A 24862-nucleotide genomic window follows, 5' to 3' on the forward strand; every position below is an offset into this window, starting at 1 on the left:
ATCATGAATAAAACTATCATCATAAATATAAATGGCATCGTATTTCATATAGAAGAGGATGCTTACGAGGTACTCAAAGCTTACATGACCGACGTAAAACGTCACTTTTCAACGTCGGCCGATAGCCTGGAGATCACCACCGACATCGAAAACCGTATTGCCGAAATGTTTAACGAGCTACTGGCCAACCAAAACAAACAGGTTATCGTAGAGGCCGATGTTAAAGTGGTTATTGAGCAAATGGGTTCGGTAGAAGATTTTGAATCGGCCGATGATGAGGCCAAACCGGCTGGAAGCAATCCTTTTGGTTATAATTCAGAACGCCGCCGTCTTTTCCGTGACCCGGACGATCACCTGGTGAGCGGGGTTGCCGCGGGTATAGCCAATTATTTTGATATCCCGGCTGTATGGATCAGGTTGGCTTTTGCGCTCTCTTTAATTTTTGCGGGCAGCGGCCTTATATTATATGTTATATTATGGATAGTGGTACCCAAAGCTACCTCGCGGGCCGACCGTATGGCCATGAAAGGCGAAAAACAGGACTTGAAAGGTTTTAAAAAGAACTTTGAGGACGAAATGAGCCTGGTAAAAGAAAACCTATCCAATTTTCGCCACGAAGCCCGCCCCTTTGTTTATAAAGTGCGCGATTTCCTGGGCGATTTTTTTGAACACCTGGGTACTTTTTTAAGAGGCACCGGCAGTTTGCTGGGTAAACTCATCGGGGTTGCTATTCTGCTGGCCTGTTTTGGGTTAGCCATCGCGCTTATTGTAGTGTTTGTGGGTTTTGTCGCCTTCGGTAAAACAGATATATATCATATATTCCCATTCAATATTGTTAACGAGAATACTAACCTGATATTCCTTGTAGGTGGTTTCCTGCTTTTAGCCATACCTTTATTAACACTTATATTAGTTACCATTGGCTTTTTATTCAAAAACGCCACCTTTAACCGCTCCATTGGTACTACCTTATTATGCGTATGGCTGGCTTCGCTGGGCGCGGTTGTATACTATGGTGCAAGAGCTTCGGCCGATTTTAAGGAAGGCGCTAAACTGAGCAAAACCATCAACATTAAGGCAACACCCAACAACACCTATTATTTACAGCTGAATGATGCCAAGTATTTAACCAACGAGGATAGTACCCGCCTGCGCATTAAGGAAAGGTTTAATGGCATGATCATTCTTGATGATGATTATAACGGCGACGATTTTGACCATCAAGATCGTGTACATATCGATATAGAAAAGAGCGATGTGCCACAACCCATGCTTGTCGAATCCTTTACCGCAAGAGGCCGTACCGATGAAGACGCGCTGATCAACGCCCGCAACATTAGTTACCGTTTTATACAAAAAGATTCGGTATTAAAATTTGATCGTCACCTGGAAAGACTTGGACGTGCCATGTGGCGCGGACAGGAGCTGCACATCACACTAAAAGTCCCACTGAACGCCAAGCTGATTATTGACGAAAAGCTTGACCGGAATCTTGACCTTAACATATATGACTGCGGACAGGCCAATACACCAAAGAACCCTAACGGCTCTGTATACATTATGGCTGCTGATGGCTTACAATGTAAAATAGATACTGCGGCCATTGCTGCCGCTGCAAAAGCCGATAGCATCAAAAATCATTTGGTACCTGATACTGCGAAAACCCAGGATCAGTAAACGACTCTGCCTAAACCTATTATTATATCATGAGAGCCCTGATAAAATACATAAGCCTGCTATTATTTAGCGGGCTTATTATTCCCTTTTGCTTTTCTCTAAACACAAAAACAGCCGTTCCACTAAAGTCCGAACAATTTATAACGGCATCGAATACTTCGCTTAAAAACCCTACACGCGGAATCCTGTTTATTGCCCACCTGGTTAAAAATGCCTTCCCGGTATTAAAAAGTTTAAATACTCTGTAACCTTATCTCCACTTTTAGCATCTTAATGTAAAATCCACACAAAGCTGGGAATTTAACCGGGCTGGATAACATAAAAGTAAAAGAGTTGTAATGTTCATCGGTGTTTTTGGGCCGTTTACCGGAAGTTTAGATGTTTTCGCCTAAAAGCATTACTCAAAAACCGGATCTGTTTGCACATTTGAACTATAAAAACAAACACAATGAAAAAATCGGCCTATATAAAATAATATACTAAAACTATTACCGGTAAACGCCGGATAAACTAAAACATTCATTCACAAATTTTAAAAAGAAGCAAACTCTTTGATGGCTTTTTACTGCCCAAACATTTTTAATACCAAAACCATGAAAACTTTTATAAACAACATATTTTGTACCCTCCTGCTTGTAGTTATCAGCTGGAGCGCTTCCTTTGCCCAGGGGGGTAAATCTGGAGGTGCCAGGGTATCTGGCTCATTGCTTAATGAGCAGGGCAAACCGATGGATTACGCCACCGTAAGCCTCATCAGGGCGACCGACTCAACCGTGGTTAAAGGCGCTTTGAGCAATGACAATGGCGTTTACACCTTTGACAACATCCGTTCAGGAAAATACCTGGTTAAAGCATCTGTAGTGGGTTATCAAAAAGCGGTAACCACTCCTTTCATCGTTCCGGAGAGCGCCGCAACCGTTACCGCACCAGCGCTAAGCATGCATGTAGGCAGCACCGAGCTTAAAGGTGTAACCATTACCGGCACCAAACCACTCATCGAGCGCAAAATTGACCGTACGGTAATGAATGTGGAAAACAGCGTACTGGCAGCTGGCAACACCGCATTGGAGATCCTGGAGAAAGCGCCTGGCGTTACCGTTGATAAGGATGACAACATCAGCCTGAAAGGCAAACAAGGTGTAACCGTGATGATCAATGATAAGCTTACTTATTTAAGCGCAGCGCAATTGGCTACCCTGTTACGCTCAACAGATGGCAATACCATCAAATCCATCGAGATCATTACCAACCCGTCTGCTAAATATGATGCTGCCGGTAACTCAGGTATCATCAATATCAAGCTAAAGAAAAACAGTCAATCGGGCACAAACGGCAGTATTACTGTTGGCGCCGCCCGCGGTGCGTTTTGGAGGGATAACAGCAGCCTGAACTTAAACCACAAAGAAGGCAACCTGAATGTATTTGGTACCTTTAGCCGTGGCGATAACAAAAATACCCGTGATATCTATATTGACCGTGTTACCAGGGCAAAGAACCCTCAAAATACAATAGACACGACTTATTTTACCCAGTTTACCCGCATGCCGCATGTTTATCATTATAACAACTACCGCGTAGGTGCCGATTATGATGTTACCTCAAGAAATACTATTGGTTTTGTAGTGAGCGGCTATTCGAATTCTGAGGTTGACAATAATGATGGCAATACCAAATTAGGCGCCAAACCTAACCGTGTCGACTCATATTTGACTACTGTGTCCACTATTGATCAAAGCTATAAAAACTTTGCGGCTAACCTGAACGACAGGTTCAAGATCGATACCAGCGGCCAGGAATTAAGCGTGGATCTGGATTATTCAAAATTTAAAAACAACTCTATTGCTGAATATAATACCAATTATTTTTTAGCTGATGGCAGCAAACAACGTGAACCAGAACTGCTGCGTAACCAAACACCATCAAACATTACTATATATACCGGTAAGGTTGATTACGCCAAACCATTATCAAAAACTGTAAAATTGGAAACCGGTGCAAAATTCAGTAGTGTTAAAACCGATAACGACCTGGAGGCCCAGATATTTAATGGTAACAGTTATGTGAACGATACTACCCGCACCAACCGCTTTATTTATACCGAAAAAGTGAGTGCCGGTTATCTTAATCTGAATAAACAGTTCAAAAAAATGTCTATACAAATAGGCCTGCGTGGTGAATATACCCAATCAAACGGAAACCTGTTAGGTAGCACCCCGGTTGATCGCAGCTACTTTAACTTGTTCCCAAGCGCATTCATCAACCGTACGCTAAATGATAAAAATGAGCTAAGTTTCTCTTACAGCCGCCGTATCGACCGCCCGGGCTATGATGACCTGAACCCTTTTGTATACTATCTTGATCCGTACACCTTTTCAAAAGGTAACGCTTTCCTGAAACCACAGTACACCAATAACTTTGAGTTTAACTATACCTATAATAAAAGTATCAATGTAAGTTTAGGTTATAGCCGCACCACGGATGTGATCACCGAGATCATATTAACAGAAGGTCAAAAATCTTTCCAAACCAATCTTAACCTGCAAACCCAAAACTCCTATAGCCTTAATATCAACGCGCCATATACCATTACCAAGTGGTGGACCGGCAATATTGACGTGAATACCTTTTACCTGGGCTTTAAATCAGACTCTGTAGGAACCGGTAAATTAAACGACGGCCAGGTAACCGTACAGGTTAAAGCCACACAAACATTAACCTTTGGCAGCTATAAGTTTGAGATCAGGGGCGATTATCAGTCACCGCTTACCTATGGCATCTACAAAATAAGACCACGTTATGGCATTGATGCCGGTGTAAGCCACTCATTTGCCAACAAAAAAGCGAATATTAAACTGGCCCTCGACGATATTTTTTACATGCGCCGCAACAACCTAAGCAGCCGTACCCTGGGTAACGATTTCGATATCCGCCAAAACTACGATTCACGCGTTGGTCGTTTAACCTTTACCTATAACTTCGGTAACAACAAAATAAAAACCCGCGAACACAGAAGCGGCGCCGATGATGAAAAAGGAAGGGTGAAAGGAGCGAATTAACCCCCCAGCCCCCTGAAGGGGGAGCTATAAAACAAAATGGCCTGCATTGTAAAGATAATGCAGGCCATTTTTTTATATTGAATTTGCTAATCAAAAGTTCCCCCTTTAGGGGGTTAGGGGGCTACTGCCCCACCATAAATACCGCGTTGCTGAACAGCAGTTTGCCGTTTTCCCAGAAACTGCGGAACAGCGGATCATCAACCATATAGATCACTGAACCCCGGCCCAGTGATTGTACACCCAGTAGCAAGCCGTTATTAATTTTGTGTTTAGATTGTGCACCTACAAAGCCCGATACATAACTGTTCTTTTTCACTGTGCCTACATTCCAGCCATCCTCGCTGCCTAAATAATCATAAATATCATCATTCAGTTTTAATGAGTAATAATAGTTGGGTAAACCGAAGCCAAGTGGATGGGTATTATCCATCGTGAGTTTAAATATAGCGCCGGGAATCATGGAGCGGATGGCATCACGATCACGGTCGCCATATATTTTAATGTTTTCCTTTTCTTTAGCTTCCGCTTTCTCATCTTTTTTCTCTTCTTTCTTTTTCAGGGCGAAACCTTTTTTGTCGGCCAGTTGCACTACCGCGTTGTCCAGGGCAATTAACCTGCCTCCCTCGCGGATCCAGCCTTGAAGCTTTTCTGATGGAAAATCATCATAATTACCATCCGGGAAAATAGCCACGTCAAAATCAGCAAGGCGGGTACGACCAAGACTTTGGTAGTTTATTAGCGTAATGGGATAGCCCAATTGCTGTTCAAACAAATGCCAAACCTCGCCCATCGCTTCGGCGTTTACACCATCGCCTGATATGAGCATTACCCGTGGCTGCCGGATATACCGCACCGCGTCTGACCCCAGGTCTGAGCCTTTATCAACAAAGCCCGATGCCAAAGGCGTGAGCCCTTCATTAAGGGATGCAGCCGTTTGGGTAACCACCTGGTCAAAATCGGCCCTATCATTACTGGCGCGGGTGATGAGCAATGAGCCAGCCGTGAATTTTTTGCCGGCCGCTTCAAAAGGTTTTTCGGAGTAGCGAACTTTGATATGTTTTTTAAACAAAGCAGCTAAAAACCGCACATCATTAACCGATTGCCAGTTGGCCACGTAAGCATAAGCGTGGGTATTAGCCAGTGGCTGCGGCTCAACAATACCCGAGGTAGTAGCCGTTGGTTTTAACGACTCTTTTACGCCATAAGTTTTTAACCCATAAGCATAAGGGAGTGCCCAGCCTGTAATATCATAGGTGTTGGAGTCGGCAATAAAGGTTTTGGGTTCCAGCAATACATGTAGCAGCACAGCTTTGGGCTGATGTGCATTGATCACCATATCATTAGGGCCTACTTTATATTGCTCGGTTTTGCCTGTAAAATAATCATACCCTATAACCGTTTTGTTCCCTAAACCAAAACCATACTGGATGCCATTGCGGCCCAGCATTTTGGCCAATGTATTGATGTTATTGTTATTATCATTTTTAATAACATAGGTTTTATACTCGCCCGGAGGGTTAGTGCGGTTATTATCATAAAACTTTTTAAACTCATCCAGCAATTTTTGAGCATTGGCCGATGCTATTTCCACTGTACTTAAGCCAGTAGTGTGATGATGCGCTATACGCTGGGCAAAAGTAAGCGTATCGCCGCTGCGGGTAAGTACAGCCAGGCCAGCGCTGATGCCGCCCTGCTCATAAGTCATACCGATGGAGCCATTGTACAAAGGATAGGTATCCCCGTAAGATGGATAAAGCAGATCGAACTCCTGCTTGGTAAAATACATCCAGCCATTCTGATCAAAATATTTGGCATTGTTTTTACCTATGGTTACCTGGAAATCGCGCTGCCATTTGGTAATATCCTTGTGATAGGGCTCGGCAGCGGGTGCAAAATAATAGGGAGCGTTGTATCCCTGTTCATGATAATCTACATGAACCTGGGGCAGCCATTGGTTAAACAGGCCTACGCGTGCCTGTGTTTCTTTTTGTGCCTGCCAGGCCCAGTCGCGGTTCAGGTCAAAATAAAAATGGTTAACGCGTCCGCCGGGCCATGGCTCCACGTGTTCACGCGCAGTGGGGCTGGCATCGGGTACGACGCCCCTTACCGAATTATAGAAATGCACATAACGATCGCGTCCATCTGGGTTTAAACATGGATCGATAACCACCACGGAATTTTTGAGCCAGGCTTTGGTAGCCGTATTGGCTGGGTCCACAAGATCATACAAGGTCCACATAGCGGCCTCGCTTGATGCCGGTTCGTTACCGTGCACATTATAGCTCAGCCAGGTAATTACAGGGGCGTTAGCTATAACGCTGCCGCCTTCCATACCAGCCAGGCGCAGGTTGTTGTGCCGTATCTCTTCCAGGCGACCAATGTTCTCGTCCGAAGCAATGAACATGGCCAGCAGCGGGCGCCCTTCGTTGGTACTGCCAAACTGTTGCAGCTTTACATTTTTTGATGCCTGGGCAATGTATTTAAAGTAATCAACAATGCAATAATGCGGCGTAAACTGGTCGCCCAGTTTATACCCTAAAAACTCATCGGGCGATTGTATTTTTTGCGCAAAAGCAGCCGATGTCGAAGCAACGGCTATTAAAACAAGGAGTAGCTTTTTTATCATAGTAAAAATATGGTTATGAGATACGCTAATATGGTGATTTTTTGTCTGAACCGGAATTTGTAGAATTATTGAATTAACAGAATATAATCCGATTATTCTGTTAATTCTTAAATTCTATTGATTCGAGTTCAGACATCATCCAAAATTTGCACATTTGCATATCTGCACATCCGCACATCTAAAAACATCTGCACATCTAATTATATGACCCCATTACAGGCTCTTCAAAAATATTTCGGTTACAGCAATTTCAGGCACCAGCAGGAGGCCATTATTCAGCATGTTTTGAACAAGCAGGATGTGATGGCGTTGATGCCCACCGGTGGTGGTAAGTCCTTATGTTATCAGCTACCCGCAGTGTTACTTAACGGGCTCACTATCGTGATATCACCATTGATAGCTTTGATGAAAGACCAGGTCGATAGTCTGAATGTGAGCGGTATTCCGGCAGCGTTTTTGAACTCGGCCCAAACACCCGAGGAGCAGCGCCAGCTGGTGGAACGATTAAGAAACAATCAGATCAAACTGTTATACCTGGCCCCCGAGCGTCTTTTCGGCCAGGAAAACAAACTGGTACCTTTTTTAAAAACGCTCAACGTAGTACAAATAGCCATTGACGAGGCGCATTGCATATCCCAATGGGGTCACGATTTCAGGCCCGAATACCTGATGCTTGCCCAACTGAAAAACGAGTTCCCGAATGTGCCGGTGATCGCTTTGACGGCTACTGCGGATAAGCTTACCCAAAAAGACATTCTCGAAAAACTGAACCTGCACCAGCCGGCGGTATTTGTATCCTCATTTAACCGGGCTAATATCACGTACCGGGTTACGCCGAAAAAGAGTTGGTTTAAGCAACTTATCACTTTTTTAAAGGAGCGCCCGGATGAATCGGGAATCATCTATTGCCTTTCGCGTAAATCAACCGAAGACTTGGCCGCCGACCTAAAAGATGAAGGCTTTGCAGCCGAAGCCTACCATGCGGGCCTCAATAATGAGGTTAAGGCCAAAAACCAGGAGGCTTTTCTACGCGACGATGTCAAGATCATTGTGGCTACCATCGCTTTTGGTATGGGTATCAATAAATCGAACGTGCGCTATGTGGTGCATGTAGATCTGCCTAAGAACATTGAGGGCTATTATCAGGAAACCGGTCGTGCAGGCAGAGATGGTTTAGCGTCGGAGGCTCTGTTGCTTTATTCGCCGGGCGATGCCGGTAAGCTGCAGCACTTTGCCCGCATTGAAGGCAACGAAGAGCAAAGCCGCATTATGCTCAACAAGCTGAACGATATGGTAAAATACTGCCAGCTACAAACCTGCCGCAGGCAATATCTCATGAATTATTTCGACGAGGCTTTCCCGCCAAACTGTGGTTCCTGCGATGTTTGTTTGACCGAGTTTAAACGGTTTGATGGTACGTTGATCGCCCAAAAAGCATTGTCGGCGGTATCCCGGTTGAATGAGCGGTTCGGTGTAAATTATGTGATCGATTTTTTACGGGGATCGAAAAATGAGAAGATCCGCGAAGAGCATAAGCAATTAAAAACCTACGGCATCGGTGCCGATATCAGCAAGGTCGACCGGCAGCGTTACATTAGGGAATTGATCACCCTGGAATATCTGCAGGCAACCGACGATGGTTACCCGGTATTGAAACTAACCAGCCAAAGTTCGCTGGTGCTTAAAGGCCTGCAAAAGGTTGAATTTATTGAGACACAAACCACCGAAGAGCACCATACCGAAGCTGCGCCGCCACATGAGGCAGAATTGCTGAGCAGGTTAAAAAACACCCGCCGCGATATTGCCGAACTGGAAAATGTGCCGGCATACATCATCGTATCTGACGCTACCTTACTGGAAATGGCTACTTACCTGCCCCAAAGTTTGGATGAGCTGAGGCTGATATCCGGCTTTGGCGATGTTAAATTGGCCCGTTATGGCCGCGAGCTTTTACAGCCGGTTAAGGATTATTGCAAAGCCAAAGGCCTGGAATCGAAGATCGCCTATAAATCGCCCAAGCGGGAGCGCAAAACCAAAACGGAGCGCCCTGCACGCACCCCCCGAAGCGGAACAGACACCCGTACCGAAACTTTTAACTTATACCGCCAGGGTAAAAACGTTACAGAAATCGCGGCGGCGAGGGGTCTTTCGCAGGTAACCATCGAAAGCCACTTGAGCTATTTTGTACAAACCGGCGATCTGGATGTTAAAGAACTGGTGGCAGAAACCAAATTGCCCATAATTATAGAAGCCGTAGAAAATTATGGCGCTGAACGCCTGGCCCCTCTTAAAGAAGTTTTAGGCGATGCCTACACCTACGGCGAAATTAAAGCCGTAATAAGCTGGATGAACAAAAATTAGTTATTTAGTATCAAGTAGCGAGTATCAAGTATCAAGACAAAAAAATGCATAATTTTAAAGCGTTTTAATATGCCGGTAAAGATATCCACTTCTAAAAAAAGTCTTGATACTTGATACTCGCTACTTGATACTAAAATATGACTACTGAACAACTATATCAGTTATACCTGCAACACCCTGTAATCAGTACCGATACCCGGAAAATTGGCATCGGCAGCTTATTTTTTGCTCTCAAAGGCGCTCAATTTGATGCTAATACTTTTGCCAGGCAAGCCATAGAAGCCGGGGCAGCCTATGCTATTATAGATAATCCGGAATATCAACTGGGTGAGCGATATTTATTGGTTGAGGATGTATTAAGCGCTCTGCAGGACCTGGCCAGGCACCATCGAAGGCAATTACAAATACCAGTCATCGGGCTTACGGGTACCAATGGCAAAACCACCACCAAGGAGCTCATCAATGCTGTACTATCCCAACATTTTAAAACCCAGGCTACGCAGGGCAACCTGAATAACCATATTGGTGTGCCGCTCACCCTATTAACTATTGATGCCACGCATGAGGCGGCGGTAATAGAAATGGGCGCCAATCACCAGAAGGAGATCGAACTGCTTTGCAGCATCTCGCAGCCCTCACACGGGTTAATTACCAATGTGGGCAAGGCCCATTTGGAAGGCTTCGGCGGTGTTGAAGGTGTAAAAAAGGGTAAAGGGGAATTGTATGATTTCTTCCGAAAGTCCGAAAGCCCGAAAGTCGGCAAGTCCGAAAGCAATTCTGCTGTTTTTATCAATAGCGACGATGCGGTGTTAATGGAAATGGCCGAAGCACGGCATTTACACCATGTGGTTTATTATGGCACGCAGGATATTGACAACCTCATCAGCGGTGAGATCATCGAGAACGCGCCTTTACTTACTATTCAATGGACCAACAATACAACCGGCGAAAACTATAAGGTTAAAACACAACTTACCGGAGCCTATAACCTGAATAATATTTTGGCGGCCATCAGCATCGGTACTTATTTTAAAATTTCAGCACAGGAAATAAACGCGGGCATCGAGAATTATCAACCTAAAAATAACCGCTCGCAGATTGTGCAAACTGTTACCAATACGCTCATCTGCGATTACTACAACGCCAACCCCAGCAGCATGGCCGTAGCCATCGAAAACATGGACAAAATTGATGCGAAACGAAAAGTGCTTATCCTGGGCGATATGTTTGAGCTGGGCCATGAATCGCCGGCCGAACATCTTACCGTTCTTCAAAAAGCGTTTGATACACCTGTTGATGAAAGGATATTTATAGGCAAGGAGTTTGAAAATCAAAAGTCAAAAGTCAAAAGTCAAAATCTGGTTGCAACTTTTTATTTAACAGCCGAAGATGCCATTACAGGGCTTAAAAGTCATCCGATAAAAAACTCCACCATCCTGATCAAAGGTTCCCGTGGAATGGCTTTGGAAAGATTGGTGGAGTTGTTTTGAGTCATAAGCACTAAGCCATGAGTCCTAAGTCAAAAAATACCATCCAAGACTTAAAACTTAACAATTAAACCCACCATCAATAGTCATGATGGATCCCGTGGTAAAGCTTGCCGATGGGCTGGCCAGGTAGGCTACAACTTCAGCTATCTGCTGCGGATCGCCATATTGGGGAATGGCCATTAAGCTGCGTGCATGATCAGCATGACTACCTTCTGCCGGATTCATATCGGTATTCACAGGGCCGGGTTGTACCAGGTTTACCGTAATGCCTTTCGGACCCAAATCTCGGGCTAAACCTTTAGTAAGGCCAATTAACGCCGATTTACTCATGGAGTACAATGTGCCCTGCGCCGCAACAACCCTATCGGCCATATTACTACCTATGGTAATAAATCTGCCTGCTTTTTCCAGTTTTTGCGCGGCGAAAATCGCTGCCTCAAAAACCGCTTTCACATTTACATCCATAGTAAAGCGGTAATCATCCAGTGTATGTTCTTCCATCGGTTTACCCGTATAAACTCCCGCATTGTTGACCAGGATATCCAGTTTACCAAACTTTTCAACCGTTTGTGTTAAGGCTGAGGTTATTTCACCATCCACCGCGTTATTCGCTTTAACTGCCAATACGTTTAATCCTTCGCCGGTTAATTCGTCTACCAGGATCTGTGCTTTTTCTTTTCCGTTTACATAAGTAAAAACCACCGTGGCGCCTTCCTGTGCCAGGTGTTTTACTATTGCCGCGCCCATACCCCGGCTGCCTCCGGTAACCAAGGCTATTTTATCTTTTAATTTTTGCATGTGCTGTTTGTTTTAATACTGTTGCAAAGCTACCACCAAACCCATACATTTGTACATACTGATAAATTTGTATAGTACTAACATAAATGTAAGTATGAGAAAGGAAACCTCCACCAACCTTGAAAATGAAAAGCTGATCCTGGCCGGCTGCGGTACCTCTTACACGCTCGACCTGATAGGCGGGCGCTGGAAACCTCAAATTTTATGGCGATTGTTATTGCAGGGTTGTATGCGTTACAGTCAGCTCAAAAACTCACTTCCTAATGTTTCTGAACGGATACTGATTTTACAACTGCGTGAACTGGAACAGGACAAACTCATTAGCAGACAGGTTTATCCCGAAGTACCACCAAAAGTAGAATACCGCTTAACCGAATTAGGTCAAAGCCTGAAATCAGTGCTTTACTGCCTCTCCGAATGGGGCGATGCCAACAGGCCGAATAGAGTTGTAAGTTCAGGAGAGGAAGTCATGAGTTCGAAGTCTTGAGTCTTCAGCCAAAAGTCACAGGTTTTTCTCAGTCAGCAGATAAACGGGGCTAATTATTGAATTAGTGATTTAGTGAATTATTGATTAAAGTCTCGCATTCTTCTTGCCTTCCGTCAGTAGATAAACTCGGGCGAAAGCGGACAGAACAATGGTGGCCTGTGCGACTGTAGGGGGCATAGCAAGGTTTTGCAGAAGTCAGGATTTGAGCGACCGAAATGATTTATCCTTTCAAAGTCAGCTCCGCTACTTCCTCACCAACCAAACTCCCCATAGCCACGCCCATACCATTGCAGCGTACAGCGCAAAATATATTGGGTTGTATTTGTTTTATTATAGGAGTAATTTCTTCGCCAAAGCCCATGATGCCGCTCCACCAGTAATCAGCCTCCACATCCTGACCAGGCAAAATCACTTCGTGTAAGTAGCTAATTAAACTTTCTTTTACTGTATCGGTATGTCCAAAATCCCAGGTTTCTTCGGCTTTATAATCCAGGTTACGGCCGCCGCCAAACAATACGCGGTTATCAATATTGCGGAAGTAGTAATAACCCTCGTTAAAGTGATAAGTGCCTTTCAGTTTTAAGCCGGGAATGGGTTTGGTGACCATCACCTGCCCCCTGCCCGGGATCACATTGAGCTCTGGGTATAGCTGACGGGCAAAGGCATTGGTAGCCATTATTACTTTACCAGCCTTAAAATTGCCTTGCGAAGTAATAAGCCTGATATGACTGTCTTCCTGTTCAATGGCTGATATTTCGCAATTGTTTAACACCAGCACGCCTAAATTATATACCTTATATAATAAGGTACGCATCATTTTACCGGTATGCAGTTGTCCTTCAAAGCGGTTATATATTAAATGACTAACATTACCGAAGCCAAAATCTGCAATTTTAGCATCAGCCACTGCATAAATGTCAGGTTGGCCAATAGCTTGCTGCAATAATTTATTCAGATGACTGATCTGTTCTATACAGTTTTGAGCGATGTCTTTTTCGTGGCTCATAAAAAGTTCATGACCGCCATGCTGATAATAATCCATGTAGGCATCGCCCAGGTTTTCCCGTAATCGTTGCAGGCCGCGCCATTTATAGGCTACCAAACGCATGGCTTCTTCTTCGGATGATTGATTGATAACAGAAATTTGCTCGGAAACTGTACCAAAACAGGCAAAACCTGCGTTTTTAGTACTGGCGCCCGATGGTAAAAAGCCTCGCTCCAACACCAATACTTTTAAATTAGGCTGCTGTTTTTTTAAATGCAGCGCGGCACTCAGGCCAACAAGGCCACTGCCAACGATAATCACATCAGCCTGATCAATAAACGCGGTGTGCTCCCAGTATGAAAATGAAGGTTCCAATTTAAGTCAAAAGTAAAAATTCAAAATTCAAAATAGAACATTACACAGAATAAGGTCTTTTAATTTGGCTTAGTAAATGAATCGGAATAGTTTTTGAATAATAAAATTGACAAGCGTTTTGACTTTTGACTTAATAAAATGAATCACTTATCAATAATTATTGGATATATCGGCTACAATTCGGCCTGGTTCCTGATGATCGCGATCGCCCTGATAAGCTTTATTGTGCAGTGGCGGTTTCGAAGCAAGTTTAAACAATACTCAGAGGAGGCATTATTGTCCGGCCTTTCTGGCCAGGAAGTGGCTGTAAAAATGCTGCGCGCCCACGGCATATTTGATGTACAGGTAATTTCTGTTGAAGGACAGCTCACTGATCATTATAACCCCGAAACAAAAACAGTGAACCTTAGCCAGGATGTTTTTTACAGCCGGAGTATTGCCGCGGCTGCTGTTGCCGCGCATGAGTGCGGGCATGCCGTTCAGCATGCACAGGCTTACGGATGGCTAAGTTTCCGCTCGGCTATGGTACCTATTATCAATGTGGCATCAACCCTAACCCAGTGGACCTTGTTCATCGGCATTATGCTGTTATTTTTTGCCAACAACCCATATGTATTGGCGGTAGGTGTTGCCGCGCTGGCATTGGTTACCTTTTTTAGTTTTATAACACTTCCCGTTGAATTTGACGCCAGCAGACGGGCATTGGCCTGGCTGGATAACAATTACAGCATTATGCAAACCACGCAGGAGCATGAGCAAGCCAAAGATGCCCTCTGGTGGGCTGCCATGACCTATGTAGTTGCCGCCCTGAGCGCGCTGGCTACGCTGGTTTATTACGCTTCGTTTTTGTTTAACAGAAGAAACTGAGCCCCCCAGCCCCCTGAAGGGGGAGCGATAAGCAAGTAGAATGCCGGGCCTTTTTTGGTTCCTCTGTCAGTAGAACAGCTTCGGGCGGTTTTTAATTATTGAATTACTGATTTAGTGAATTATTGATTTTTACGCTATTAAGTAGTTCTTCTTTTCCCCGTCAGCAGAACAGCTTCGGGTGAAAGCGGGCAGAACAATAGTGACCTGTGCGGCTGCAGGGGCATTAGCAAACCTTGCCGAAGCATCGGGAATTGAGCGAACGAAGTGGAGGTAAGGTTTAGCAGCCCGTGGTTCTGCCCGGTTTGCTGGGTAAAGGCCTTGTGCGCAAAGAAGCATTTCTGGTGACTTGATCTTTTGGTTACCTTTTGTATCAAGACAAAAGTAACTGGCTTCCCGCGGCCAAGAGCGGGTCTACGCCAAGTCAAGCGGCCCTGTATAGCTTAGAGATTGCTTCGTGCCTCTCAATGACGACTTTATTAACATCACCCTTTATCTATTACAAATTCCCCAGCTTTAACTCATTAACAGCAAAATGTGCAGCCCGCGCGGTAAAGGCCATGTAGGACAGCGATGGATTTACGCAGGATGAGGACACCATGAATGATCCATCGGTAACAAATACATTTTTGGCATCCCAAACCTGGTTCCACTTATTAAGTACCGATGTTTTGGGGTCGTGTCCCATGCGTGCAGCGCCCATTTCATGTATAGCGCCTATATTTTTGCGGGCTATAAATCCTTTTACATTTTTCAACCCAGCCTTTTCAAGCATTTCCACCGCATCATTTAACGATTCGGCTTCCATCCGGCGTTCATTTTCCTTCATCTCAATATCGACAGATAAAGTATTAAGCCCCCATTTGTCTTTAACCTGCTTATTTATGCTGATCTTATTTTCATGATAAGGCAGTACTTCACCAAAACTCGCCATAGACATAACCCAGTTTCCCGGCTCTGTCAACGCGTCTTTAAAATCGGCGCCTATGCTTAGTTCGGCAATTTCCCTGCTCCATCCTTCACGGCCTGCCGAACCCTGGTAACCAAAACCCCGCAGATAATCGCGTTTGTCGCCAAATAAATTACGGTAGCGCGGTATGTATATACCATTGGCTCTGCGTCCAAAATAGTATTTATCCTCATAGCCCTCCATAATCCCTCTGGCCGCACCTCCTACATGATGATCCATCACGTTATGCCCCAACTCGCCGCTGCTGCTGCCCAATCCACCGGGCCATACATCTGTAGCCGAGTTCATTAGGATCCAGGCACTGTTAAAAGTGGAGGCATTTAAAAAAATGATCTTCGCGGTATAAGTATATGTTTTATTGTTTTCCGCATCCAGCACTTCTACACCTGTTGCCTTTTTGGTATCCTTGTTATACAATACCTGGGTAACTATAGACCATGGGCGAACCGTAAGGTTTCCCGTAGCCATCGCCGCAGGCAAGGTGGATGATTGCGTACTGAAATATCCCCCAAAGGGACAACCCAATGCGCACTTATTGCGATACTGGCAATTGGTTCGGCCTGGCAACGACTTCGTAATATTAGCCGTACGACCGATGATCATATGACGCTGGCCCCCATATTGCTTTTTTATACGGGCCGATACCTCTTTTTCTACACAATTTAACTCCATGGCCGGTTGAAACTGCCCGTCGGGCAGGTGCGGTAAACCTTCCACAGAACCGCTGATGCCGGCAAAGCGTTCTACATGATCATACCAGGGCGCTATATCTTTATACCGCACCGGCCAATTGATAGCTATGCCCTCTTTGGCATTGGCTTCAAAATCAAAATCGCTCCATCGGTAACTTTGCCTGCCCCACATTAAGGAGCGGCCGCCTACGTGATAACCTCTCCGCCAGTTATAGGGCTTAACCTGCGTATATGGGCTTTCCTGCTCGTTCACCCAGTAATCCATATTGGCTTCATTAAGGCCATGCGCCTCCTGTTGCACCGTATATTCCTTTATTTTTGATTGCGGAGCTACATCGCGGTGCGGCAATTCCCATGGTGCTTTATTGGCATTGGTATAGCCTTTTATGTGTTCTATATTTCGGCCCCGCTCCAACATCAATACCTTTAAACCCTGTTCGCTGAGCTCTTTTGCCGCCCATCCCCCCGAAATTCCGGAGCCTACAACAATGGCATCATAATGGTAATTGTCCATAAGCTTTATAATAGCATTAATTGGTCTTTGCTAAAATAAAAATACGGTTTGTATCTTTTGCATGTTACATGTGTTTAAGACACATATTTAAAGTCTTATCAAATTTTAAAAACTTCGGCAAGTCTTACTATCTATTGCCCAGACACACCCATGCCATACCTAACTAATTATCAATGCCTTACAATTTATGAAGCTTTTATGAAGAGCGATAAAGCCACTGGTAAATCTTAATGTAATATTCATGTTACCCCGATAGGTTTGGTTAAAATTTATCGACATGAAACCATCATGATCTACCACCTCCCCGCAAGGGCATAAATGTGAAGATCATGATAGCTTCATTACCATTAAAAAACAAATTACTCCAATGAAAAAAACCATTAAAATATTAACGCTGCTTTTGGTTACCACATTAGCAACCGTTAAAACTTACGCGCAGGTAAGTATAGGCTTATCGGTACATATAGCGCCACCTGCCCTGCCGGTTTACACACAACCCCCATGCCCCGTTGACGGCTATTTATGGACCCCGGGCTACTGGGCATATACCGATGATGGTGGATATTACTGGGTACCAGGTGTTTGGGTAGCTCCTCCGCGTGTTGGTTTTTTATGGACACCTGGTTATTGGGGTTATGATGGCGGCATCTATATTTTTCACCAGGGTTACTGGGGCCGGCACATTGGCTTTTACGGCGGTGTAAACTATGGCTATGGTTATGGCGGTGCAGGTTATGTTGGCGGCAGATGGGCAGGCAACTCCTTTCAGTACAATACCGCTGTGGTTAACGTAAATAATACCGTGGTACACAATACTTATATTAACAAAACGGTTATCAATAACAACGTAACAGTAAATAACAACCATACCAGTTTTAATGGACCGGGCGGCGTAAATGCCCAGGCCAGACCAGAAGAACTGGCTGCCGCCCGCGAGCAGCACGTACAACCTACCAACGATCAGATCAATCACCAGCAGGTGGCGGGTAAAGATCACAACCAGTTTGCATCAGCCAATAACGGTCATCCGGCTACAGCAGCTATGAACAAGGTGGGTGGCAACCGTTTTAATACTGAAGGCCGCAGGGCCAGGGCCTCATCGCCGGATGCCACAAATAACAATGCCGACCGGGGTAATCGTCAGCAAGTGAACAACAACGCCGACAACCATGCTAATCAGGATAATGCAAATAGAAATGCACCATCTGCCGATCAGACTGCAAAAGCCCCGCATCAGTGGCAAACGGCAAATAACCTTAATGCGGGCAATAACCGGCAACCGGCCCAAAACCAGCAACGTAACAACATGGCGCGTGCACCAAGACAGTTGGTACGTCATCCTGCACCCGGAAGACCGCATGCCAATCCGAGACCGCAGGAGCACGAAAGGCACCGGTAATCGCTTTCCCCAAATCAATTCTATATATACGCAAAAGCCCGGTTGATAAATCAACCGGGCTTTTTATATGTCTTAATTCTTGATTCTAATTTCTTGACTCTGAATCCTAATTCATCCTGTACAGGGCGATCAGGTAAAATTCGGGTATTTGCACGTTAAAGGAGGCGTTATCCAACAAACGGTTCATCTGATACTCGCCTTTCATGCTGCCCATATCGGTTTTAAGGTTACAGCCAGATACATACTCATGCGCGTGACCCGGCTCAATAACGGGTTGCTGGCCTACTACGCCTTCACCTTCCACTTCACGTTTGGCGCCGTTCGAATCAAAAATATACCAATGCCTGCTGATGAGCTGTATGGCATAGTTACTCATATTTTCGATATTCACCTTGTAGGCAAACATAAAGTGGTCATTAGCCGGGTTTGAATATTCGGGCTGATATACGGTCTCGATAGAAACCTTAACACCCTCAGTTATAGTAGTAACCATGTGAATTGTTTCTGTTTAGTTCCAAATATAAACATCTAAACAAATATTACGCCATTTCAACAGTATATTTTTCGTCAATTTCTGCTAAAATTTCATAGAGCTCCTCCAAAGTACCGGCGGTTACCAGTTTCATGCGATATTCTTTAAAGTTCTCGATGCCTTTAAAGTAGTTGGAGTAATGTCTGCGCATCTCAAAAACGCCCGTTTTAGGCCCTTTCCACTCAATTGATTTTTGTAAATGGGTGGTACAGGCAGCTATACGCTCGGTAATGGTTGGTTTATCCAGATGCTCGCCGGTATTAAAAAAATGCTTGATCTCGCGGAAGATCCAGGGATAACCAATAGCGGCACGGCCTATCATCATACCGTCAACACCAAACTCCATACGCCAGTTAGCGGCTTTCTCCGGGGAATCAATATCGCCATTGCCAAATATCGGGATCTGTATGCGGGGGTTCTTCTTAATATCACGAATCAGCGACCAATCGGCCACGCCTTTATACATTTGTGACCGTGTACGGCCATGAATAGTGAGGGCTTTTATCCCCACATCCTGCAAACGTTCTGCAACTTCATACACGTTTTTGGTATTGTCATCCCAGCCCAGGCGCGTTTTTACGGTCACGGGCAGGTGCGTAGCTTCAACCACGGCCTTGGTCATGGCTACCATTTTGTCAATATCCTGTAATAAACTGGCGCCGGCACCGCGGCAGGCCACTTGTTTTACCGGGCAGCCATAGTTGATATCCATCAGATCGGGCCCTGCAAGCGATGCAATTTCGGTAGCCTCGCGCATATGGTCAATATCGCTGCCAAATATCTGGATACCGATAGGGCGTTCATACTCAAATATATCCAGTTTCTGCTTGCTCTTGGCGGCATCACGGATCAATCCTTCAGATGAGATAAATTCGGTATACATCATATCCGCACCGTTTTGCTTACACACATAACGGAAGGGAGGGTCGCTCACATCTTCCATCGGCGCCAGCAACAGCGGGAACTCACCTAAATCAATATTTCCTATTTGTACAGACATCCTTATCTTTAGCGTTGCAAAAATACGAATTTTACACCAAATGATAAAAGACCCCATTAAGGATATAAAACCTTATCAGACTGATATACATCCGTTATTACAATTACTGCTCCTTTTCTTCTTCCTGATCTTTGTCCCCGGGATAGGTTATTTTGTAGCCAAGGGCATCACCACCGTGCTTTATGGAGCAAAAACCTGGACAGATGTAGGCACCTTTAACATCGCAAACCCAAATGTAAAAAACGGTTTATGGATTTTGCAGATTGTAAGCACCACCATTCCGCTATTTGCCGTCCCGGTACTTTTTGCACGTTTCATTGTGCGTGACACATCAACTTATTTAAAGCCTACCTTTAGTTTTCCGCCTGTTTTATTTGTATTGATATTCTCGATCATGTTGTTTTCATCCCCGGTGATGGAAGTATTGGTAAATATCAATCAAAAACTAACCTTACCCGCCCCGCTTAAAGCCATTGAAGATCTGATGCGCGCCATGGAGCAGCAAGCCCAAAAAGCTACTGAAGCCATGCTGAGCATGAAAAACATCGGGGACCTGCTTTTTGCGATACTTGTAGTTGGCTTATTAACCGCCATTGCCGAAGAATTCTTATTCCGTGGATGTATCCAAACCATATTTATTAAATGGACAGGCAATATCCATGCTGCTATCTGGATCACGGCCATCGCATTCAGCGCTTTTCATATGGAGTTCTTTTCGTTTCTGCCGCGTGTGGCTCTGGGAGTTTTCTTTGGTTATTTTGTTGCCTGGAGCGGCAGCGTATGGACAAGTGTATGGGCGCATTTTTTAAACAATGGCTCGGCGGTGCTTATTACTTACCTGTATCAGCACAAACTTATTAACCTAAACCCGGATGACCAGCACGTATTTAATTATGGTGCCTATGTGTTTAGCTTAATATTTATTTTAATTTTGCTTTATATATACAGGAATATAGCACGTAAAAAGCCCATGTTTGATTTTTAATGGAAAAAGGCTGGATCAAAATTTTTACCTCGTCCAATTTTTATCAATCAGAAATTGTTAAACAGGTACTTACCGGCCATCACATCGATACGGTTTTGATCAACAAGCAGGATTCATCACACAAAGCTTTTGGCAATATCGAAGTATACATTCACCAGGAGGATTTTAGCAAAGCCATCGAGATCATGATCCTCAATCAAATTAGTTTATGATTTTGGGAGCAAGGATATTTAGACCGATGGTTTTATAGGAACAAAAGATGAATACAGAAAAGATAAAAAAATCCTTACTCCGAATATTCTTGCTCTTTGCTCCAAAAATCACCCAATCACTAATTCAAAATTAATGAAAGTACGTGCCATTACCGGCTTCTTTTTTGTTATTGTAATGCTGGGCTCCGTTTTGTTGGGCTCTTATGTATTCAGTGCATTTTACACAATCCTTACCTCGTTTTGCCTGTTTGAGTTTTACAAACTGGTGCGCGAAGGCGGCTTTAAGCCCAGCCGCGAAAGTGGCCTGATCAACGGCTTCCTGGTATTCCTGTTTTTCGCGGCTCAATGTTATTTCCCGGCCTGGAAGTTCATCTTTTTTTTGCCGGTAACTTTAAGCGCTGTTTATATACAGGAATTGTATAAAAAATCGCCGGCGCCATTCAGCAACCTGGGTTTTACTTTTTTGGGAATCCTTTTGGCTGTAGTACCATTTCTGTTTTTCCACGCTATGGCATTTATGAATGGTCATTTTAACTTTCATATCCCTATGGGCTTTTTGATCATGTTATGGAGTAACGATACCGGGGCCTATCTGGCTGGTCGCGCGTTTGGGCGCACCAAGCTGTTTGAACGTCATTCGCCCAAGAAAACCTGGGAGGGTTTTTTTGGCGGCGTGCTGATCAGCGCGATAGCCGCATTGATCATGAGCCATTATTACGTGGAGCTTTCCTGGAAACAATGGGTAAGCATAGCCGTTTTAATATCATGCTTCGGCACCATGGGCGATCTGGTAGAATCCATGTTTAAACGGAGTATCAACGTAAAAGACAGCGGCGGCATATTACCGGGACACGGTGGCCTGCTCGACAGGTTCGACGGACTTTTATTAGCGGCCCCTATTGTTTACGCGTACCTCTACTTCATTTCAAATTAGTAGTTTTGCAATAAGTTAGTATCAAGTAGCGAGTATCAGGTATCAAGATTTTTTGAGCACTTTTTTTTATTACTTTGCAAATGGTCTTGATACTTGATACTAACTACTTGATACCAAAAAAATAATCAACCCCATACTATGACTTTTCATAAAGAAGGATATACCTCACTGGCCATTACTGTACTGTTCATTTTTGTATTAAATGCTCTCATACAGTTCTACCTACCACAGGCACACACATTAAAATGGATCGTATACATTTTATCATTCCTGCTGTTTGTAATTATTGTGCAGTTTTTCCGCAGTCCGTTTTTTGATATCAGTACAAACGAAACCACGGTACTTTGCCCTGCCGATGGTAAGGTAGTAGTTATTGAAGAAGCCGACGAGACCGAGTATCTGAAAGACAGGCGCATCCAGCTATCCGTTTTTATGTCGCCGGTAAACGTACATGTAAACCGCAACCCGATGTCGGGTGTGGTAAGTTATTTTAAATACCATAAAGGCAAATACCTGGTGGCCTGGCACCCTAAATCCTCAACCGAAAACGAACGCACTACCGTTGTTGTACAAAACAGAGAAGGCGTATCCGTGTTGTTCAGGCAGATAGCCGGCGCATTGGCCCGTCGTATTGTGTGGTATGTAAAAGAAGGCGATATTGTGGAGCAGGGGCAGCAATTTGGCTTTATTAAATTTGGTTCAAGGGTGGATGTATTTTTGCCCCTGGGCTCCAAAATATTAGTAAACATTGGCGATGTGGTTAAAGGCGGTCGTACCGTACTGGCCGAGTTGCCCAGCGCCTTAACTACTGTTACCGCTGCCGAAGAAACTGCCTCCATTAAACCGGTATCCATGGAATCGTTAACTACCCCGGTAGCAGAAGAAAAACCGGTAGCAGAAGAAGAACCAACCGTAATTGAAAATGAGGTCCATCAAGGCGAATTACCGTTGGTAATTGATCACCCCAAAGCCGAAGAGCCTAAAAAGCCTGTAAAGAAAGCCGCACCTAAAAAACCGGCCGCTAAAGCGCCCAAGCCTAAAGGCAAACAGGAATAATTAATTATTGCGATATATAGTAGAAGCCGGTCAATGACCGGCTTTTTTGTGTTTAATCCGCTATAATTTAAGCTGTTAATCCCCGCGTCATTGCGAGGCACGAATCTCTACTTAGGCAGGTCAATTTGCTTAGTTTAAACTTATCATTACGCTCTGTGTAGCATATAGATTGCTTCGTACCTCAATGACGCGCGGAGAGGGAATCAAACATACAATCGCCAGTAAGCTAAGCGTTAACAAGGCGAATAAAATTTTTCGCCATAAAAAAGGCCTTCCCGGATAAAATATCCAGAAAGGCCTTTTGCAATATCAAATACTTTTCCGCTATAAACGGAGAAGGGAAATTAAACTCTTTTTGATTTGATACGGGCTGCTTTACCGGTAAGGGCACGCAGGTAGTATAGTTTAGAACGACGTACTTTACCTACGCTGTTCACTTCAATTTTATCAATGTTTGGAGAGTTGATAGGGAAGATACGCTCAACACCTATACCATTTGAAACTTTACGAACGGTAAATGTTTCATTATTTCCGGTACTGTTACGTTGAATAACAACACCCTGATAAAGCTGAACACGTTCTTTATTTCCTTCTCTGATTTTATAATGTACACTTACAGTATCACCAGCCTTAAAGGAAGGAAACTGCTTTTTTTCTACTGATTGCTCTTCAACAAATTTTACTAAATCCATGATTTTTAGCTCTTAAAGCGATTTTTAGCCCGTAAAAATCGGATTGCAATTATAGGGATTTTTTTTAATATATAAAAGTGTATTTTAAAAATTTCCACATTTTGTTTTTTACTAACAAAATGCAGACAAAGTTGGGCCCGTTTTTATAAGCCACAAGGGGCTTTTGAGCAGATAAAAGTTAACAAATATAGCGCTAAAGCCATCGAGTAGAAACTTTTTTCAAAAAGTTCTTGACTCTTACCCTACGTGATACCATAGCTTTGCGATCAAACAAATGGCTCAGGCATATGAAATTAAATTATTCAGTTAAACAAATTGCAAAGCTGGCAGGTGTAAGTGTGCGCACACTTCATCTTTATGACCAAATGGCTTTATTAAAACCCGCCATACGTACAAAGGCAGGTTACCGGCAATATGGGGCTGATGAGTTGTTGCGACTACAGCAGATACTTTTTTACCGGGAGCTTGATTTTCCTTTAAAAGAGATCGCTAAAATTTTAAAGGATCCGGATTTTGAACTGGTGCAGGCCCTTGCCGGTCATAAGACTGCCCTGCTGGCCAGGCGCGACCGTTTAAATACACTGCTGAAAACCATTGACAAAACCATTATTAACTTAAAAAACAAAACCATGAACAACCTGGAAGAATTATATGAAGGCCTTCCCAAAGAACAAGCCGCCGCATGGCGCAAAGAGGCTATGGATAAATGGGGCGAAGATACCGTACTCCGATCTGAGAATGCCCTGCGCGAAATGGACAAGCTCGACCTCGATCGCTTAAAGGCCGATCAAAAAAATATCGCTCATCAACTTCAGCTACTGCGTAATCATGAGCCTGAAAGCGATTTGGTACAGGAACAAATAGCCCATCATTATGCCAATATCCGCAGCTTTTGGGGTGTAAGTGATCCAACAGACCTTCGGGCAGAAACGTATAAAGGCCTGGCTGAACTATATGTTGCCGATGAAAGATATACAGCAACCGATGGAAAAACCGACTCTGATTTTGCGATATTTATGCGTAACAGCATGCTTTACTTTGCGGAGCATAAATTGAAGTAATTAACTTTCCAATTAATAAATGCGTCATTGCCTTTAGATTAGCTTCAACAAATAATATAGGTTGTTATTATTGTTGAAGCTTTCTTTTTGCTTCTT

The 24862-nt window shown here is 44.1% G+C and carries 19 protein-coding genes and 1 pseudogene; 13 read left to right on the forward strand and 7 right to left on the reverse strand.

Features of this window, described 5'->3' with window-relative positions; all coding sequences use genetic code 11:
• The first annotated feature begins 3 nt into the window (after window positions 1-3).
• From AB6735_RS16725 to AB6735_RS16735, 3 genes are all read left to right on the forward strand, one after another.
• On the forward strand, window positions 4-1677 hold the full coding sequence (locus AB6735_RS16725) for a PspC domain-containing protein (protein ID WP_370996993.1): 1674 nt from the start codon (window positions 4-6) through the stop codon (window positions 1675-1677).
• Window positions 1678-1706: 29 nt separating this feature from the next.
• A complete protein-coding gene (locus AB6735_RS16730) occupies window positions 1707-1925 on the forward strand; it encodes a hypothetical protein (RefSeq protein ID WP_370996994.1) in 219 nt (72 codons plus the stop codon).
• Between the two features lie 345 nt (window positions 1926-2270).
• Window positions 2271-4733 (forward strand): TonB-dependent receptor domain-containing protein, encoded by a 2463-nt coding sequence (locus AB6735_RS16735; RefSeq protein WP_370996995.1) that lies wholly within the window; start codon window positions 2271-2273, stop codon window positions 4731-4733.
• Between the two features lie 121 nt (window positions 4734-4854).
• Here AB6735_RS16735 and AB6735_RS16740 read toward each other — a convergent pair whose 3' ends face one another.
• Window positions 4855-7359, reverse strand: a complete 2505-nt coding sequence (locus AB6735_RS16740; RefSeq protein ID WP_370996996.1) for a M14 metallopeptidase family protein — start codon at window positions 7357-7359, stop codon at window positions 4855-4857.
• Between the two features lie 204 nt (window positions 7360-7563).
• Between AB6735_RS16740 and recQ the strand changes: the two genes are divergently transcribed.
• Together recQ and murF are read left to right on the forward strand one after the other, a co-directional pair.
• The gene (recQ, locus tag AB6735_RS16745; RefSeq protein ID WP_370996997.1) at window positions 7564-9720 is read left to right on the forward strand and encodes a DNA helicase RecQ; all 2157 of its coding nucleotides are present in this window, start codon (window positions 7564-7566) and stop codon (window positions 9718-9720) included.
• 137 nt (window positions 9721-9857) lie between these two features.
• Window positions 9858-11210 (forward strand): UDP-N-acetylmuramoyl-tripeptide--D-alanyl-D-alanine ligase, encoded by a 1353-nt coding sequence (gene murF / locus AB6735_RS16750; protein WP_370996998.1) that lies wholly within the window; start codon window positions 9858-9860, stop codon window positions 11208-11210.
• A 57-nt stretch (window positions 11211-11267) separates the two neighbouring features.
• Here the strand turns inward: murF and AB6735_RS16755 are convergent, their stop codons facing one another.
• Window positions 11268-12008 carry an SDR family NAD(P)-dependent oxidoreductase gene (locus AB6735_RS16755; protein WP_370996999.1) on the reverse strand — a complete coding sequence of 247 codons (741 nt, stop codon included), beginning with the start codon at window positions 12006-12008 and terminating at the stop codon, window positions 11268-11270.
• 94 nt (window positions 12009-12102) lie between these two features.
• On the opposite strand from AB6735_RS16755, the gene AB6735_RS16760 reads away from it, so the two are divergent.
• Window positions 12103-12495, forward strand: coding sequence for a winged helix-turn-helix transcriptional regulator (locus AB6735_RS16760; protein ID WP_370997000.1), 393 nt, complete (start codon window positions 12103-12105; stop codon window positions 12493-12495).
• A gap of 220 nt (window positions 12496-12715) precedes the next feature.
• Here the strand turns inward: AB6735_RS16760 and AB6735_RS16765 are convergent, their stop codons facing one another.
• Complete coding sequence (locus AB6735_RS16765) at window positions 12716-13855, reverse strand: NAD(P)/FAD-dependent oxidoreductase (protein ID WP_370997001.1); 1140 nt, start codon at window positions 13853-13855, stop codon at window positions 12716-12718.
• Window positions 13856-13993: 138 nt separating this feature from the next.
• Here AB6735_RS16765 and AB6735_RS16770 point away from each other — a divergent pair, with 138 nt between their 5' ends.
• Window positions 13994-14722: a zinc metallopeptidase gene (locus tag AB6735_RS16770; protein WP_370997002.1), complete on the forward strand. Its 729-nt coding sequence runs from the start codon at window positions 13994-13996 to the stop codon at window positions 14720-14722.
• A 496-nt stretch (window positions 14723-15218) separates the two neighbouring features.
• Here the strand turns inward: AB6735_RS16770 and AB6735_RS16775 are convergent, their stop codons facing one another.
• Complete coding sequence (locus tag AB6735_RS16775; RefSeq protein ID WP_370997003.1) at window positions 15219-16895, reverse strand: GMC oxidoreductase; 1677 nt, start codon at window positions 16893-16895, stop codon at window positions 15219-15221.
• A gap of 367 nt (window positions 16896-17262) precedes the next feature.
• Here AB6735_RS16775 and AB6735_RS16780 point away from each other — a divergent pair, with 367 nt between their 5' ends.
• Window positions 17263-18294 carry a YXWGXW repeat-containing protein gene (locus AB6735_RS16780; RefSeq protein ID WP_370997004.1) on the forward strand — a complete coding sequence of 344 codons (1032 nt, stop codon included), beginning with the start codon at window positions 17263-17265 and terminating at the stop codon, window positions 18292-18294.
• A 106-nt stretch (window positions 18295-18400) separates the two neighbouring features.
• Here AB6735_RS16780 and apaG read toward each other — a convergent pair whose 3' ends face one another.
• Both apaG and dusB read right to left on the reverse strand, forming a co-directional pair.
• Window positions 18401-18787, reverse strand: coding sequence for a Co2+/Mg2+ efflux protein ApaG (gene apaG, locus AB6735_RS16785; RefSeq protein ID WP_370997005.1), 387 nt, complete (start codon window positions 18785-18787; stop codon window positions 18401-18403).
• A 46-nt stretch (window positions 18788-18833) separates the two neighbouring features.
• Entirely contained in the window at window positions 18834-19826 is a 993-nt protein-coding gene (gene dusB / locus AB6735_RS16790; protein ID WP_370997006.1) for a tRNA dihydrouridine synthase DusB, read from the reverse strand.
• A gap of 40 nt (window positions 19827-19866) precedes the next feature.
• Between dusB and AB6735_RS16795 the strand changes: the two genes are divergently transcribed.
• From AB6735_RS16795 to AB6735_RS16810, 4 genes and pseudogenes are all read left to right on the forward strand, one after another.
• Complete coding sequence (locus AB6735_RS16795) at window positions 19867-20811, forward strand: lysostaphin resistance A-like protein (protein ID WP_370997007.1); 945 nt, start codon at window positions 19867-19869, stop codon at window positions 20809-20811.
• Window positions 20811-21023 (forward strand): DUF2007 domain-containing protein, encoded by a 213-nt coding sequence (locus tag AB6735_RS16800; protein WP_166095338.1) that lies wholly within the window; start codon window positions 20811-20813, stop codon window positions 21021-21023. Before AB6735_RS16795 ends, AB6735_RS16800 begins: the two co-directional genes overlap by 1 nt.
• A 133-nt stretch (window positions 21024-21156) precedes the next feature.
• Entirely contained in the window at window positions 21157-21957 is an 801-nt protein-coding gene (locus AB6735_RS16805) for a phosphatidate cytidylyltransferase (RefSeq protein WP_370997008.1), read from the forward strand.
• A 138-nt stretch (window positions 21958-22095) separates the two neighbouring features.
• Window positions 22096-22749 (forward strand): annotated as a pseudogene (locus AB6735_RS16810) (phosphatidylserine decarboxylase family protein); the annotation flags it as partial.
• A gap of 608 nt (window positions 22750-23357) precedes the next feature.
• Here the strand turns inward: AB6735_RS16810 and rplS are convergent.
• Window positions 23358-23705, reverse strand: a complete 348-nt coding sequence (gene rplS, locus AB6735_RS16815; protein WP_076376620.1) for a 50S ribosomal protein L19 — start codon at window positions 23703-23705, stop codon at window positions 23358-23360.
• A 287-nt stretch (window positions 23706-23992) separates the two neighbouring features.
• Between rplS and AB6735_RS16820 the strand changes: the two genes are divergently transcribed.
• Complete coding sequence (locus AB6735_RS16820) at window positions 23993-24766, forward strand: MerR family transcriptional regulator (protein ID WP_370997010.1); 774 nt, start codon at window positions 23993-23995, stop codon at window positions 24764-24766.
• The last annotated feature ends 96 nt before the right edge of the window (window positions 24767-24862 follow it).

Source organism: Mucilaginibacter sp. RCC_168 (assembly GCF_041355315.1).
Lineage (GTDB): Bacteria > Bacteroidota > Bacteroidia > Sphingobacteriales > Sphingobacteriaceae > Mucilaginibacter.